Below are 13,821 nucleotides of genomic sequence, written 5' to 3'. Positions count from 1 at the left end.
TCCGGTGTCCGGTAGTGGACGCCGAGGTATCGGTCAGCTTCTTGCGCAGAAGGCAGGTTGACGGGATCTGGTCCCGTTCAGGGGCGGCTAACCGATGTGTTCATGGCCCGGTACGGGTATTCGTAGGGCCATGGTGGCTTGGTGGGTGAGCCAGGGTTCGGCCTGGTCGTAGGGCCACCCGTTCTCGTCGACTAGCGCGGAGTATCCGTTGTATCCGAAATAGAACCACAGGATGCTGGTTGCTTGTTCTGTGGTCATTTCCGGGTGTGTGCCGCCGATTTTGTGCAGGTGGGTGGCGACGGTGGTGAGCGCGTCTCGATAGCGTCGGGTCCCGATCCCCAGGGCGTGGGCCGCGTCCCGGTTGTGGGGTGCTGTGGCGATCAGGATGTGCATGATGTCGCCGTAGCTCTCCCGCATGGTTCTCGTCACGGCGGAGAGTCGCCGTAGCAGCTCGTCCGGGTCGGTGAGGGACTCGAACTCGTCCATTGACGCGGCGACGATGGGGGCCTGGCTCCAGATGTCCACCAGGGTGCGCAGCAGACCCTGTTTGCCGCCGCCGACGGCGTAGACGGTGGTCGGGGCGACCCGGGCCTTGGCGGCGATCTCCTCGACCGTGGTCGCGAAGTAACCCTTGTGCGAGAAGAGCAGCCGCGCGGCCTCGACGATGGCCAGTCGGGTGGCCTCCGCGTAATCGCTCCGCCGGCTCTTGTGCGGTGTGGACATGCACGTACCTTGTCGTATCTTGGTCGCCGTTGCCAGGCTACGTTCACCGGAGTTAGACTCCGGTGAGCGGGTTGCTTCTTTGTTCGACGAGTTCTGCGGTAGCGCACGGACCACGCGAGGGAGAGGCACTGCGATGACGTATCCAAGGCGCACCACGCGGGGTACGAAGCTGGCCATCATCCACCTGTGCCGTACGCACCTTTCGGAGCGGCCGGTGACACCCGGACCCGGTTACGGCTCTCATCGCATGCTCTGGAGCGAGGCGAGTACCCGCCACCCCACCACCGTTCCGTGGTACGCGAACCCGGCTGACGTCCGGGCGTGTTCGCCCCGCACTTGTACCAGGGCCCAACTCAGGTGACCGGCCCCCGCTGAGCAGCGCACGACGGGCTGGCGAACGAGCCGGACCCCTGTCGCCCTCTCCCAGTGCCGTGAGAGGACTGACGCGCCCGGAACAGCCCAAGAACGACAACTTCCGCTTCCCGTCTGTGCGCCGTTCGCCGTGATGAAGCGGCGCCGGTCACGGACGTCCACACCGAGCAGAGCCCCATTCGCAGCCATTCGAAGGGTTCCCCTGTGTCGTATTCCCTGACGCCAGCCATGCCCAGGGCGTTACAGACTTCCGCACCCGCGGCACCATCCACGCCCACGCCCGCTACCGCGTCCGAACCGTTACCCGTGGCCGTAGCAGCCGGCGGCTACACCCCGCTCGCGTACACACCCAATTGCCGTCGGCTCCTGCGCGCGGCCGATCACCTGTTGATCGGGGTGAGCCCAGGCAACGGCTACTTCAACATCCCCACCCTCGCCCGTATGTTCCGCTGGGCGCATGCCACCTTCCAGCGAACAGACGTCATTGTCCCCGATCGCTCCCTGGCGTCCAACTACCGAGTTCAGGGCTATTCCGAGCAGGCGGCGCACAAGAAGGCGCGGAAAGAGGTGTCTTGTGTCCGCAGGCGAATCCGCCGCGCCTTCGAGCGCAGCGAGGTCCCCGTGGCGGACCAGCACACCCACCTGCTGTCCGACCTCGCGCAGTCCGTGGCCTACCAGCGACTGCACCTGCGCGTCCGGGACGCGCTGACCACCGACGAACGCACCCGTGCCATCTGCCAGAAGGTGTCCGCCCGCGCCCTCCCCATGGCGGCAGCCGGCTCCGGAACGGCAGGCGAACCCGGGACGGCGGCCAACTCCGGCCAGGGCGAAGGCCCCACGCCGGAAGGCCAGGGCGGCGCCGCCGCCACCCTGGCCCTGGAGTACCTCATCGACGAACTGCCTTTCTTCATGGACACCCCGAGCATCCTGGGTGTTTCCTCGTCGCTGGTCAGCTATCACGCGCCGGTGGGTTTCGCCGACCTGCTCTACACCGGGGCCGGTCCCCTGCACGCCGCGGCCAACCAGGGCTTCATCCTCCTCCAGGACCACGCGGCCCCGAACTGATCCCACCGCACCCGCACTGTTCCCAGCGGACCCGCGTTGCGCCCAGCGGATCCGGACCGGTCCCAGGAGACTCGTCCTGCTTCAAGAGGAGTGGGCCGCGCCTGCCGTATGTGAAGGAGTGTTTCACCGTGACCACTGCTCAAGGCCCTCTCACCTTTCCTTTTCATGATTGGAGTCAGGTTCTCTCTCCGTACCACCAACGCCTGCGTGAAGCTGACGCGCCGGTTTGTCCGGTGGTATCTGAGTACACCGGGGACCGGTTGTGGCTTGTCACTCGATACGCCACCGCCAGGCGGTTGTTGGAAGATCCGCGGTTCAGTTCGACCGCTGCGATGGCTCCCGGGGCGCCTCGCCAGGAGCCTGTGGAACTGCGTGCTCCTGGCACCACCGGTGATGGTGTGTCGGTGTTGCGTGAGGCGGGCATGCATTCGGTGTTCACCGAAGGTCTGGGAGCGCGCGCGGCTCGGCGCCACGAGGCGTGGCTGTGTGATCGGGCCGAGACGCTGCTGGGTGACCTCGCTGAGCGTGGGGGTCCCGTTGATCTAGCGGCGGGTTTCGCGGAGCCTTTGGCGGCGGCGATGACTTCTCGTGTCCTGCTTGGTGAGCTCAGCGTCGAAGAGGTTGCGCTGTTGCGTGAGCGTACCGACCTCGCTCTCCAGTTCTGTGGCGCCACGGCTGCTGAGCAGCGTGCTGGTCTCATCGATATCCATCAGTTCTTCACCGCTCATGCTCGCCGGTTGGTCGAGGGGCCTGGGGACCATCTGCTCAAGCGGCTCGCTCAAGCGTCGGCCGAGGCCGGTCCGTTGGATGATGCCGCGCTGTCCGAGATCGCCGCGCTGTTGTTGATCGCCGGTTTTCCCACCTCCTCGGGGTTCTTGTGCGGCGCTGTGATCACTTTGTTGCGGCACCCGGAAACCCTCGCTCGGCTGCACGGCGATCCCGCGCTGGTTCCGGAGACGGTGGAGGAACTCCTGCGCTATACCCCGCTGTCGACGGGAGCTGCCAAACGGATGGCCACCCAGGACGCTGACATCGATGGTGTTCCGATTCGGGCGGGCGAGGTGGCGATGGTCTCGCTGGAGGCCGCCAACCATGACCCGGACGCCTTCGAGGACCCCGACAGTTTCCTCCCCGAGCGCCAGGGCCCGGGGCACCTCGGCTTCGGCCACGGTCCCAACTTCTGTCCCGGCAACCGCTTGGCTCGCTGTCTGATCACTGCGATGGTGCTTGCGATGGCTCGCCGGCCCGGGCTGTGCCTGACCGTGGAGCCCGAGGAGGTCCGCTGGCACGAGGGTCTCTTCTTCCGTCGCCCGAAGGCGATCCCCGCCTCCTGGTGACACGCACGCGCCGGTGATACGCGTGCGGCGGCTCGTCGCACGTGCCTGCCTGTCATCGTGCCCGTCTCGTCGGGTAGGCGGGTGACGACCTGCGGTCGGGCTCTGTGGTCAGGGCCCGACCGCCTGGCCACGCGGCTGGCGCTCGCTGTGTGTGGGGTTTGCTGTTGGCCTCCCGCTTCCCGGCATGTTCCGGTTCCGGTTTTGGCTGTGATCGTGCGGTTCAGGAGTGTGGCCGCTTCCGGGGTGTTCCCGGGAGCGGCCGTGGGGAGTCGTGAGCCGGTGTGAGAGTTATATGGTTGGCCACAGCGGTAGCTGGCCTCTTACAAGGTGGTCGGCAAGAGGCCCTGGCTCGCAGCGGGCAGCACTCCGTGCAGCGGCGTGCACAGCACGTGTGGGCGGCCCGTGCTGTGGTGGCCCGTAGGCGGCCTGAATAGTCCGGCCGGCATCTTTATCAGTGCAAGTACAGGTGATGAGACCCGCGCGTCACACTGAGCCAGATGGTGGGCGCGTGCCTTGCGGGAGCTGGCCGCGCGCTCCGAACCCCGCAGGGCGAGGCTTGCGGCATGCCGGCCATCGATGACGTCGGCCGCGAGTTGCTCGTTGCTCTTCGGCGGCTGGTTGTCGGGTCTGGTTGGTGTCGGTGTGCGAGTACGTGGTGGGGAGAGCGGTCCGTGGGTGGTGTTCTGGCGGCCGGCCTCGTGGACCGTGCTGGTTGAGGTCCTGCTGTTCTGCCTGTGGCTGGCGTTTGAGCGTCTGTCGAGTTCATCACCGGTGTGATTCGGGTGTGGGTGTACGTGCGGGTCTGTGGTGGTGGTGAGCTGGTGTGCGCGGGCCTGCGGTGGGGGAGCGGGTGTCTGTGTGTTGGCTGTCGGGTCGCCGACGGTATCCGCCGGTCGGAGCGTGCAGAGTTGGTGTCGCTGCCCAAGCCATGCAAGTGGGGGGCGCCTCGGCGTTCCGCTTCTATGGCGTCGGTGTCGTTGACCGGTTGGTACAGCGGGCGTGGGCGGGCGGCAGAGCGCGGCGGTGCGGGCGCTGGTCTACATCGCTTCGGTGGTCGTCGCGGTGGTCGTCGCTGCGACGGTGTTTGTGATGAACGACGGCGGGGCTTCCACCGCCGGCACCTGCTTGCCGAAGTCCGACGTGACCTTTCCTACGTCCTGTGTGGCCGATCCCACCAGACGAGCCCGGACGAACAGATCGTGCAGAGGGCAGTCGCCGGCCCCCTCCGCTCAGTCGGCCGGACGGCTTTCCCCTTCGCTCAGTCGGCCGGACGACTTCCCCCTCGGCTCGGTCCGGCGGACGGTTTTCCCCTTCGCTCAGGCGGTTGGTGGATGATGGCCGCCGATCCAGGTGTCCTGTCGCTGCGTGAGTCTCAGGCCAGCTTTCCCCTTGGTGCTTGCCTGTTCTGGGGCAGGGAGGTTACGCGGGCGCGTGATCAGGACCGTTGAGGGTTAGCTTTGCGTGTGTGCTGGATAGCCTCGCGGGCCGTGTGGATGAGGGCGGCGTTGTTCTGGGCGGGGGTGCCGTCTGGGAGGTGGAGCACGTCTTCCAGGCCGATGCGGGTGTCCAGATGGAGGGAGGCCGCGAGGTGGAGCATGGGCCAGGCAGTGGCGTCCTGGCCGTGCAGGAGGATCGGTGGGGTGGCTGGTTCGAGGTCGTCGAGGAGGTCGGCAGCGGTGTGGGCCGCGTCCTGTGGGGTGGTCTCGGTGATCTCGGCCAGGATGCGTAGGGCTCGGTGGGCGTCGGGCCAGTCCAGGAATCGCTGTGCGGCGGGGGTGCCGGAGTAGATGCCGGCTTCGATACCGATCCCCTGGTCCAGCAAGGCCGTGGCGACTTCGGCGGCGCCGGCTTCGTGCCAGTTGACGGAGGCGTGGTCAGGGAGCACGGTCCAGGTGCGGACCTGCGCGGCGCGGAGTTGCGGGTCCGCCGTGGCCCACGCACCGGTGGTGACCCCAACGGGGACACCTGGGATCGCGGCTCGAACCGCGCTGACAGCGGCGGCGACAGCGTCAGCCTCCAACGTGTCTTGGCCGTCGCGGTCCTTGGGGTGCAGATGGATGTCCTGGGCGCCGGCGGTGACAGCTTCGCGGGCCGCCGCTGCTAGTTGGGCGGGGGTCACCGGGAGGTGGGGGCACTCGGCGCGGCTTCGAGCGCCGTTGAGACACACCTGCAGCATGACGCTATCCTCCCAGGCCGCGGCTGGGTGTCTCCAGGGTGCCGGCGTGCCAGGACGGCGACCTACGTCCGCACCTCCGCACACTCGCCTTGGGCCAGTGGAGTAGAGCGCCATGGTTGTACGTCCGAGCGCAGTGGAGCGCCACCGCTCCAAGCCGTAGATTCCAAGCCGTACATCCCGAGCCGTGAATCTTGATCGTCTTGTGAGCGGTGCTTAGGGTTCCCTGCTCATGGAGATGGGGGAGCCGGAGCGCGGTCGTAGGCCATGGCGCGACTGGTTGGCCAGGCATCGTACGATCACGGCCCTGTTCGCCGCGACTGTGGGGTTGGCGGTCTTGGGTGCGGTGCTCGTCGTGTTGCCGGGTGTGGTGGTGGATTATGACCTGGTTGGGGAGGGCGTGGCTGCGCGGGATCGGCTCAAGGCAGTGAACGACGTGCGTACGACACTTGTGCAGGCTGTGGGTGGCATGGTCGTGCTGTTCGGCGCGTATGCCACCTGGCGGCAACTGCGAGTGAGCCAGGCCGGCTTACGTGCCACTCAGGGAGGTTATGTTACCGACCGGTTCAGCACGGCCGTTGACCAGCTCGGTAGTGACAAGCTGGAAACACGTATCGGTGGACTCCACGCGCTGTGGCGTATCGCGGAGCACTCCGCTCGAGACCGTGAGGCTGTCATCTCCATCCAGGCCGCATACCTGCGTACGCACCTGCCGTGGCCGCCTACCGTACCGGGAGCTCCAGCGAGGGACGTGCCCATCAACGATGTCGTGCCACTGGAGGTACGTGCTGCCGATGCTCAGGTGGCGTTGACCGGGCTCGGTGTGCTGTTGCTGCGACCGCGACAGCAGTCTGGGATAAACCTCAGTGTGACGGATCTGCGCCGGGCCGATTGCGATGGCTGTGGTTGCACGAGGCCAACCTCGACCGGTCGTGTACGGAGGCGGCGGGCCTGTACCACGCCAACCTCACGCAGGCGTCTCTCGTCTCGGTCAACCTGCGGCACGCCGACCTCAAGACGGCGATCCTGTGCCGGGCTCGCTGCGTTCTGGCTGACCTGCGGGGCGCACGGCTGGTCGAAACCGACTTGCGTGCCGCGGACTTCACCGAGGCCGACCTGCGCGAGGCGAATCTGCGCAAGGCCGACGCGGGCGGCGCTGTCTTCCGCCGCGCCGACCTGCGCCTGGCCGACCTGCGGGGCTCCGACTTGAGCACGGCCGATCTCCTTCAGGCACGTCTGGCCGGCGCGTTGGCCAGCGAGCACACTCGCTGGCCAGCCGGTTTCGACCACACGGCGGCCGCCGTCGTGATCACCGAGGCCCCTGGCCCCGAACCTCCGCCGCTGCTCCAGCCCTCAGGGATGACGACACAACACCCACCCCTGCGATCCCTACCGTGACCGAGGAGCCCCGCCCCGAGCGAAGACCACTGCGCGCGAAAGACCGGGCCGACGTGAGACTTTCGCTGGGGTGTCCGGAGTTAGCTCGTGACAGTGCCTTGTCTGGTGGCGGCCTGGCTGTTGGTGTTGGCGAGCCGGGAAGGGGTGGTCCTGGGCTCGTTGATGTGTCACCGGGGGCGAGCCGGTCCACGGTGATCGCGCGAAGGGCAGATCGATGAAGAGCCTTCATCCCTAAACAACTCGTTCATGGTGATGGCGAGGTTGTTTTTCTCCTTTCCGCTGCTCGTATGGTTGGAGAGTCGCGCGCGCAGCAGGGCGTCGCGGAACGGAACGGTTCTCGCGTATGAGGACGGTCCGCACCGGTGACGTCTGGGCCCGGCCGCGGTCGGACGAAGTCGGCGGCACTCCCATAGCGGCCATGACCTGGTCGTGTTGGTCGAAGGTGCCGGCATCGCCGAACCCGAGACCATCCTGGACGACCGCCCGACCATTCTGGACGGCCGCCCGAGACTATTCTGGACGGCCGCCCGAGACTATTCTGGACGACCGCCCGAGGACATATTGGATGACTGGCAGCGGGTGGGATAGCGCGGTGGCCCCGCCCATCAGTTCAGCGTCGTCCGACATATTTCGAGCGGTGCCAGCTCTGCTGCTGCCCCTGTTGCCCCAAGGGTGTGACCCTTCCCGGGTCCGCCGTCCACGATGAAGGACGGGCCCGGGGACAGGCAGAGCAGTAGCACAACCACCGAGATGCCTCGCCGGTCACCAACCTGGCACGGACGTCTTCCAGGAAGTGATAACACCAACCCACAGTCCCGAAACAGCCGCCACCGCGCCTGCTCCACCAACCGGACAGACGGCTCGCTGCGCCCCGTGCCCCCGGCCAACACACCACCCCTTAGCCAGGCCACCAACTCAGGGGGGCACGAGATGGCTGCCTGCCTCATCGAGCTGCTGGTGTTCCGGGTGCGGGCATACGGCGAAGGTCGGGGTCAGTAGCCCAGGTCGAGGTAGTCGATGTCGTTGAGGGTGACGTCGGAGAGTCCGGTGGCGCGGGCTCCGCCGTCTTGGAAGTAGATCTCTTTGAATCCTTCGGCGATGATCGCGCGCATCTGCTGGTCGCTGGCGCCTGCGTCGCGGGCGTCGAACAGGCGCTGGGCGTACTGCGGGGGGAGATGCACGGTAAGTCGCCTAAACCGTCCGTCGTCGGTGGTGCCGATCGGTGCGGTGTAGCCGAAGCGGGCGCGGGTCTCCACCGTGATGCCGGTCATGGTGGCGGCCTGTCGTTGCCGACGTTTACGCACCTGCGGCTGCCAGCGCTTGGTACCGCGTCCTGGATCCTCACCGCGACATCGGCGCGGGTGCGCTGTACCAGCACGGCGCCGATAGCGGTTCACCGAGTCGGCGGTGACACCGATCTCGCGCGCGACAGCCTTCGCACTCCCCGACTGTCGCAACAGGAAGCCAGATCTGTCCCTTCAACGTCTTCGGCGGCTGACCGGGTGAAGGATCCCGATCGGCCCGCTCAATCGCCTCATCAACCTCCCCCACGCCCCTACTCACCTTCGTCCACGACGGCGTCGCCGCCCTTGATATGCCGGGCTGGGTTGAGACCCTTCTCCATCAGCTCCACCGCCCACAACATCGACTGAACACCCTCCAACTTCGCCAGCCCCGGGGTGGGCCCAAGACGAAAGGCGCCAGGCTGAGGCTTGCCGGACTCCGCGTAGGGCAGGAAGTCCAGCGGGCTCGCGCTCGGTGAGGGGTAGACGACGCAGTCAGGAGCACGGCAAGCGGGAACAGTCCGGTCATCCTCGCCATGTTGCCCAGCTTGCGGTGCATGTTCACCCGGGCCTTGCTGATGACGGCAGCGCGGATATCAGGGCGCCAAGTCGGCCGCTGCAAGGCCGGCCACCGCTCACCCTCCTTGTAGTGCCTGCCCTGCGGGCGCTCACGGAGCTTGCCCACGCCCCCCTTGACCGTGGCCTTGATAGCCGCGAGGACGGCGGCCAAGGCCGGATCAACCTGCTTGTGCTGCTCCATCGCCGTAGGAACTCGGCATCTGACAGGTCCTTGGTCACGCCGAGGTCGGCGAGGGTGTCCACGTACGCGCTCTTCAGCCGGTCATGCCAGGGGTCCAGGTACGCCCCGGTCTCCCGGCGCAGGTACGCCTCGATCGGGTGGACGTGAGCCGAGCTCCTGGGCGTAGGCGAGGGTGTGTGTCTGGTACCAGGCCGGGCCCGTCGGTCGGGAGCCGGTCGGCGTGAACGGCGAGGGCAGGCGCGGGTCCAACTCGATGTGGGACAGGTCGACCAGCCAGCTCCCGGGGATCTTCGGGTTGAACGTCGGGCCCACGAAGTGGTCGGGGGCGGACAGGCCGACGACCAGGCGGGCCGCGGCAGCCAGGAAGGCGGTATTGAGATCCAGGCCGACCGCGAAGGGCAGCATGCACTCCTCATCGGACAGCGTCTCCACCGGCCGCACCCACTGGTACGCCTCCTCATCGAGGAAGCCACCACTCCAGCCGGGACTGAACGAGCACCGGGTGCTCCTGCGGGTGGCCTCCGGCGGCGCCGGGTCGACCGGCTCCGTCCCCAACGAGCCCGGGTTGTAGCCGCTCACCCAGTTACCGGTCCCCTCATCGCGCTCCGGCCTCGTCGGCGGGCGCAACGCCGTCATCCAACTCCAGACCCGAGACAGCCGTCGACCCCCGCGGGGTGATGACCCGCTGGGCGTACACCCCCAGCACGCGGGCGATCTCAGCCGGCTCCATCTCGGCGACGCCAGGCCAAGACCGCTCATCAAGGACATCCCACGACAGAATCGCGAGCTGCACACACTGCCGCTCGCGGCCCTGCGCCTTACGGTAGATGCGCGCCCACGGGCCGAAGCCCCGCTGCGTGAGCTGCCACTTCGCGCGCCCCACCTGCTTGACCACCGGGTGATCCTCCGGCAAACGCAAAGAGCGGCGCTGCTCGTGACCCTCCAACCGCTCGGGCAGCCCAGACCCACGGCAGCCGCGGCGGTGAGCACGATCAGCGGGTGGAGTCCTTGCCGTGGCGGTTGAGCTTCGGCGCACCAAGGCCGGACTCGACCTAGCGTCCACTCCACGAGCTGGGGATGGTGGTCGCCGGACAGTCGAGCGCCGTCCATTCGACGCCATACGCGCAGCCCCCACCATCCAAAACCGCAAGCGGACCATGCGGGAAGCGCGGATCGGCAGAGGGCCGGGGTGTCTTTCTTCGCGACCGGGCGGCGCGACGCCGCGGTCGACCGGGGGACGGAACGTACCGGCCCGGTGGCCGCAACGCTGGGCGCCTGCGGGGCCTCAGCCGCCTCCCCCGAGAAGACGGCCAGCTCACCGAACACCGCCGGCGCCGTCACGGCAGCCGCTGCGCCGCGTACCAGATACTTCGCCGCCCACCCCTTCAACAGCCGCTGATATGCCTCCAGACGCGGCGACTTCGGCTGGAGCGGCCGTTCTCCCAGTTCTTCACCGACTGCGTCGTGGTCTTGAGGGCCGCCGCGAGGCGCGCCTGCGTGATGCCAGCGGCCTCACGCAACCGGGCACGCTCCACCGGAGGCGGCAGATGCGGCTCCTCATTCAACAGAGCGTCAACAGACACGAGCAGCTCTTCCTCAGACGCCATTCCCTGCACCCTCACATCAGGACCAGTACCGCTTAACCCGAAACTTATCCCATCCCTTAACCTTCCCGCGCCCATGTCAGTCCGAGGCTGGCGAGCGCGGCGAGTTTGTCGACGGTCAGCTTCGCCCGGCGACTCTTGCTGTTGGACAGGAACACCCCGAGCTTGATCTCCGTCCCGTCCGGCAACGCCTCTACGTGCCCCCTGGGGACCTTCACAGAGCCCGTGCGGGCCTTGTACTGCGCCAGGGCCGCAACGCCCCTCTCGAAGGCGCTCACAGGCGCCATGGACGGCTGCGGAGGCACGCCCGTCTCCACCGGGGCCGGCGCCGCGGCGAGCGGGGTGACGCCGACGGCTTCCAGGCGCTTGCGCTGCCCGTCGGCCAGGGTCGCCCACACCTCGGGTTTCCGCTGCCGGGCCAGCCACTTGCCCACGTCCATCCCGTGCACGGTGACGCCGGGCAGGACCTCGGCCGTACCTTCCTCGTCGCGCACCAGCTCGCGTAGCGCGGCGTAGTGCCGCTGCCACTCGGCGGGCCACGAGGGGTTCCAGTCCTCGTCTACGGCCAGGAGCGCGGCCTCCCACTCGGGGTGAGTGTCCAGCGCACCGGGACGGCGCAGGTTCGACAACCACTGTCCCACCGGCTTGCCCAGCGCGGCCGCCGATCGGGGAGCGCACAGCGTCCAGTGCTCCTGGAAGTACACCCGGGCCGCCGCCAGGTTCTCCTGGAACCGCACATCGGCCGCCGACCAGGCCATGCCCAGCCTCTCCAGCCGCGCCGCGCGCCGGCCGTTCATCTGCCCCGCCCCGTACGCCCGTCGCTGCTCCGCCACCCACTGCCCGAGCGGGAACGCTCCCTCCTTGTGCTCGTACGGAACCCGAGCGTGGCCCTCACGCTCGACGTACTCCTTGAGCTCGCCCAGCCGCGCGCCCAGTCCTGCCGTTCGGTGTCGATCACGTTGAAGGACACCCAGTTCGCGACCATCACCGGGTCACGCGGAGCCGCGAACCGGAGCAGCAGACGACTTTCTTCATCGTTATCATCGGGTGCAGCCCCGATGTATTCGGAGGGTTGCGCAACATCCTTCTGAGGCTCCTGTGGAATCGCCAGCAATTCCACGGCCTCTTCATCGTGAGCCCGCAGGCCTTCCAATACCTTCACCAAAGGCCGGTACGAACCCGAAGTAAACATATCCTCCGGCGTTTCATCGGGCTGGAGGAGTACCGGCACGATCAAAGAGGCGAGCTTGCCCTCTCCGGGTTTTTGACGCAGCGCGCGGCCAATCGCCTGCACGATGTCGTGCGGCGCGCCCTTGGGGTCCAGCAGGGCCACCGAGTCCACGGCCCGGATGCCACGCCCTCACCCAGGACACGGCAGTTGGAGAGCACCGCGCGCCGGGCGGTGGAGCCGAACTGGCCCAAAACGTCCCGCCGGCGCTCCGGGACGTGCTCGCCACACAGCCAGTCCGCCCAGATCTCCGACGGGTACTTCCCTGGCTCGCCTGCGTGCAGCTTGGCCGCCACGCGCTCCAAGCCCTCCGCATACGCCTGCGCCTCCATGGTCCGGTGGTGGAAGGTGATGCAGGTCTGGAGGTTGTGCTGCGCCATGGCGTGCAGCAGCGCGGCCTGGAGCGCTCCGAGGCGCTGCCCGCGGACCTCCTCGGTGTGCCGATCCTCGCCCATCAGCCGCTTGGGTGTGACGACCGGGTCCTGGAGTTCCAGGACGATGATCTGGTACCGCGCCAGCAGCTTCCGTGACACCGCCGACGCGAGCGAGAGCTTGTACAGGACGGGCCCGAAGACCTTCTCGTCGTCCATGGAGGCCGCCATCTCCGCGGCAGCGGGTGACGCACCCCTTCGGCGACCTCGCGGTTCAGCCGCTCCTCCAAGATCCGCGGCGTCGCCGTCAGGTACAGCCGGCGGCGCGCCGGGATCTTCGTCTGGTCGTGGATGTCCGCCCACGCCTTCCCCATCGACCCACTGGTCCAGGTGCGCCTCATCGACCACGGCCAGGTCCACCGGCGCGAGCTTCTGCCCATAGGCGCCCTCGAACGCCTCCGTGAGCACGCCCAAGGACGCATAGGTGGCGTAGATGGTCACCGGCCCCGTGGAGTGCCACAGCGCCAGCCGCACGGGGTTCGTGGTGCTCCGCACCCCAGGTGCCACAGCTCCGGATCATCCAGCGGCGAGCACACCATGACCGCCGGCCCTTTATGCCCAACCCCACTCCACACCTCGCGGTACTGCGCCAGGAGATCAGGGTCGGCACCACCACGAGAATTCGCCCCTTGGGCACAATCCGCTTCGCGGAGGCCGCCGCGATGATGGTCTTGCCCGTCCCGCACGCGGCGTGCACCTGCCCGCGCAGACCATTCCAGGGAATGCCACCCGGCGGGATGTCGAGGCCGCGCACGATAGCGGCTACGGCCTCAATCTGGTGTTCACGCAGTTTCACGGTCATGTGGTTTACTCGCCGTCCTGCTCGGGCGTGCACTCGTGATCGGATTTGAGAATGGTCCGTCGTCGACGGCCCAAATTCCCATGTTGTGCCGCAGCCGTTACAATATCCAGAACCGTAAAAACTTCACGTTCGCCATGCTTTTGAACCTTCCGGTTGAGCAGCGAAAAAGCCGAATCCGGCGCGGTGAGCAGCGGGCTGGAGTGGTGGTGTCTGCTTCCAGACTTTACACACTCAACACCGGTGATTCGTCGTTCAATGCGCGCAGCTCCCTCTGCAGGTTAACACTTGGTCAAATCTGGCCCGCTAGCACGGTTCATAAAGTACGTTGGTGAGGTCTCGCGAACGTGAGCGGGGCGGTTTGAGGGGGAGAGGAGGGGTTCGGGTGGAGCGCAGCGGAGCCCGTCACTGCGGTGGGCCGACACTCGATCGGGCCGACGACCCATCACTCTCGTTACACGAGTGGTGGGCGAAAAGCCCAAGTCCCACACAGGCCGCGCGTGATGCACCCCCTCGTAGCCAGCTCGGGTGATCGCGCTTTCGCGATCACCTCCAATTCGCGCTTGCGCGAATTTATTCGTCGGAATTGCAAGCGGAAAATCCGTCCGTTGCGGGGGAATTCGAATTGCGCTTGCGCAATTAGCTCTT

General features: G+C 67.3%; 6 protein-coding genes and 2 pseudogenes. 3 read left to right on the top strand and 5 right to left on the bottom strand.

Annotation, left to right across the window (positions count from 1 at the left end):
• Positions 1 to 87: 87 nt before the first annotated feature.
• The gene (locus AC3CHW_RS00040; RefSeq protein ID WP_488469075.1) at positions 88 to 723 is read right to left on the bottom strand and encodes a TetR/AcrR family transcriptional regulator; all 636 of its coding nucleotides are present in this window, start codon (positions 721 to 723) and stop codon (positions 88 to 90) included.
• Positions 724 to 1,323: 600 nt separating this feature from the next.
• Here AC3CHW_RS00040 and AC3CHW_RS00035 point away from each other — a divergent pair.
• The gene (locus tag AC3CHW_RS00035) at positions 1,324 to 2,160 is read left to right on the top strand and encodes a tRNA-dependent cyclodipeptide synthase (RefSeq protein WP_488471260.1); all 837 of its coding nucleotides are present in this window, start codon (positions 1,324 to 1,326) and stop codon (positions 2,158 to 2,160) included.
• A gap of 362 nt (positions 2,161 to 2,522) precedes the next feature.
• Complete coding sequence (locus tag AC3CHW_RS00030; RefSeq protein WP_488469074.1) at positions 2,523 to 3,497, top strand: cytochrome P450; 975 nt, start codon at positions 2,523 to 2,525, stop codon at positions 3,495 to 3,497.
• Positions 3,498 to 4,932: 1,435 nt separating this feature from the next.
• On the opposite strand, the gene AC3CHW_RS00025 is transcribed toward AC3CHW_RS00030, so the two are convergent.
• The gene (locus tag AC3CHW_RS00025) at positions 4,933 to 5,673 is read right to left on the bottom strand and encodes a 3-keto-5-aminohexanoate cleavage protein (RefSeq protein ID WP_488469068.1); all 741 of its coding nucleotides are present in this window, start codon (positions 5,671 to 5,673) and stop codon (positions 4,933 to 4,935) included.
• 903 nt (positions 5,674 to 6,576) lie between these two features.
• Here AC3CHW_RS00025 and AC3CHW_RS00020 point away from each other — a divergent pair.
• On the top strand, positions 6,577 to 7,068 hold the full coding sequence (locus AC3CHW_RS00020) for a pentapeptide repeat-containing protein (protein ID WP_488469069.1): 492 nt from the start codon (positions 6,577 to 6,579) through the stop codon (positions 7,066 to 7,068).
• Positions 7,069 to 8,060: 992 nt separating this feature from the next.
• On the opposite strand, the gene tpg is transcribed toward AC3CHW_RS00020, so the two are convergent.
• From tpg to AC3CHW_RS00005, 3 genes and pseudogenes are all read right to left on the bottom strand, one after another.
• Positions 8,061 to 8,525 (bottom strand): telomere-protecting terminal protein Tpg, encoded by a 465-nt coding sequence (tpg, locus tag AC3CHW_RS00015; protein ID WP_488469073.1) that lies wholly within the window; start codon positions 8,523 to 8,525, stop codon positions 8,061 to 8,063.
• A 98-nt stretch (positions 8,526 to 8,623) separates the two neighbouring features.
• Positions 8,624 to 10,718: pseudogene (gene tap / locus AC3CHW_RS00010) on the bottom strand (telomere-associated protein Tap).
• Between the two features lie 56 nt (positions 10,719 to 10,774).
• Positions 10,775 to 13,176 (bottom strand): annotated as a pseudogene (locus tag AC3CHW_RS00005) (helicase associated domain-containing protein).
• Between the last annotated feature and the right edge of the window lie 645 nt (positions 13,177 to 13,821).

This window comes from Streptomyces sp. MGP-BFMKR1, from assembly GCF_057766585.1.
The sequence above is the reverse complement of the archived record's forward strand: the minus strand, read 5'-3'. Positions and strand labels throughout refer to the sequence as shown.

Bases quoted from the DNA above. Each gene is read 5' to 3' on its own strand.
- AC3CHW_RS00040 (WP_488469075.1), bottom strand. From the start codon at position 723: ATGTCCACACCGCACAAGAGCCGGCGGAGCGATTACGCGGAGGCCACC.
- AC3CHW_RS00025 (WP_488469068.1), bottom strand. From the start codon at position 5,673: ATGCTGCAGGTGTGTCTCAACGGCGCTCGAAGCCGCGCCGAGTGCCCC.
- AC3CHW_RS00035 (WP_488471260.1), top strand. From the start codon at position 1,324: ATGCCCAGGGCGTTACAGACTTCCGCACCCGCGGCACCATCCACGCCC.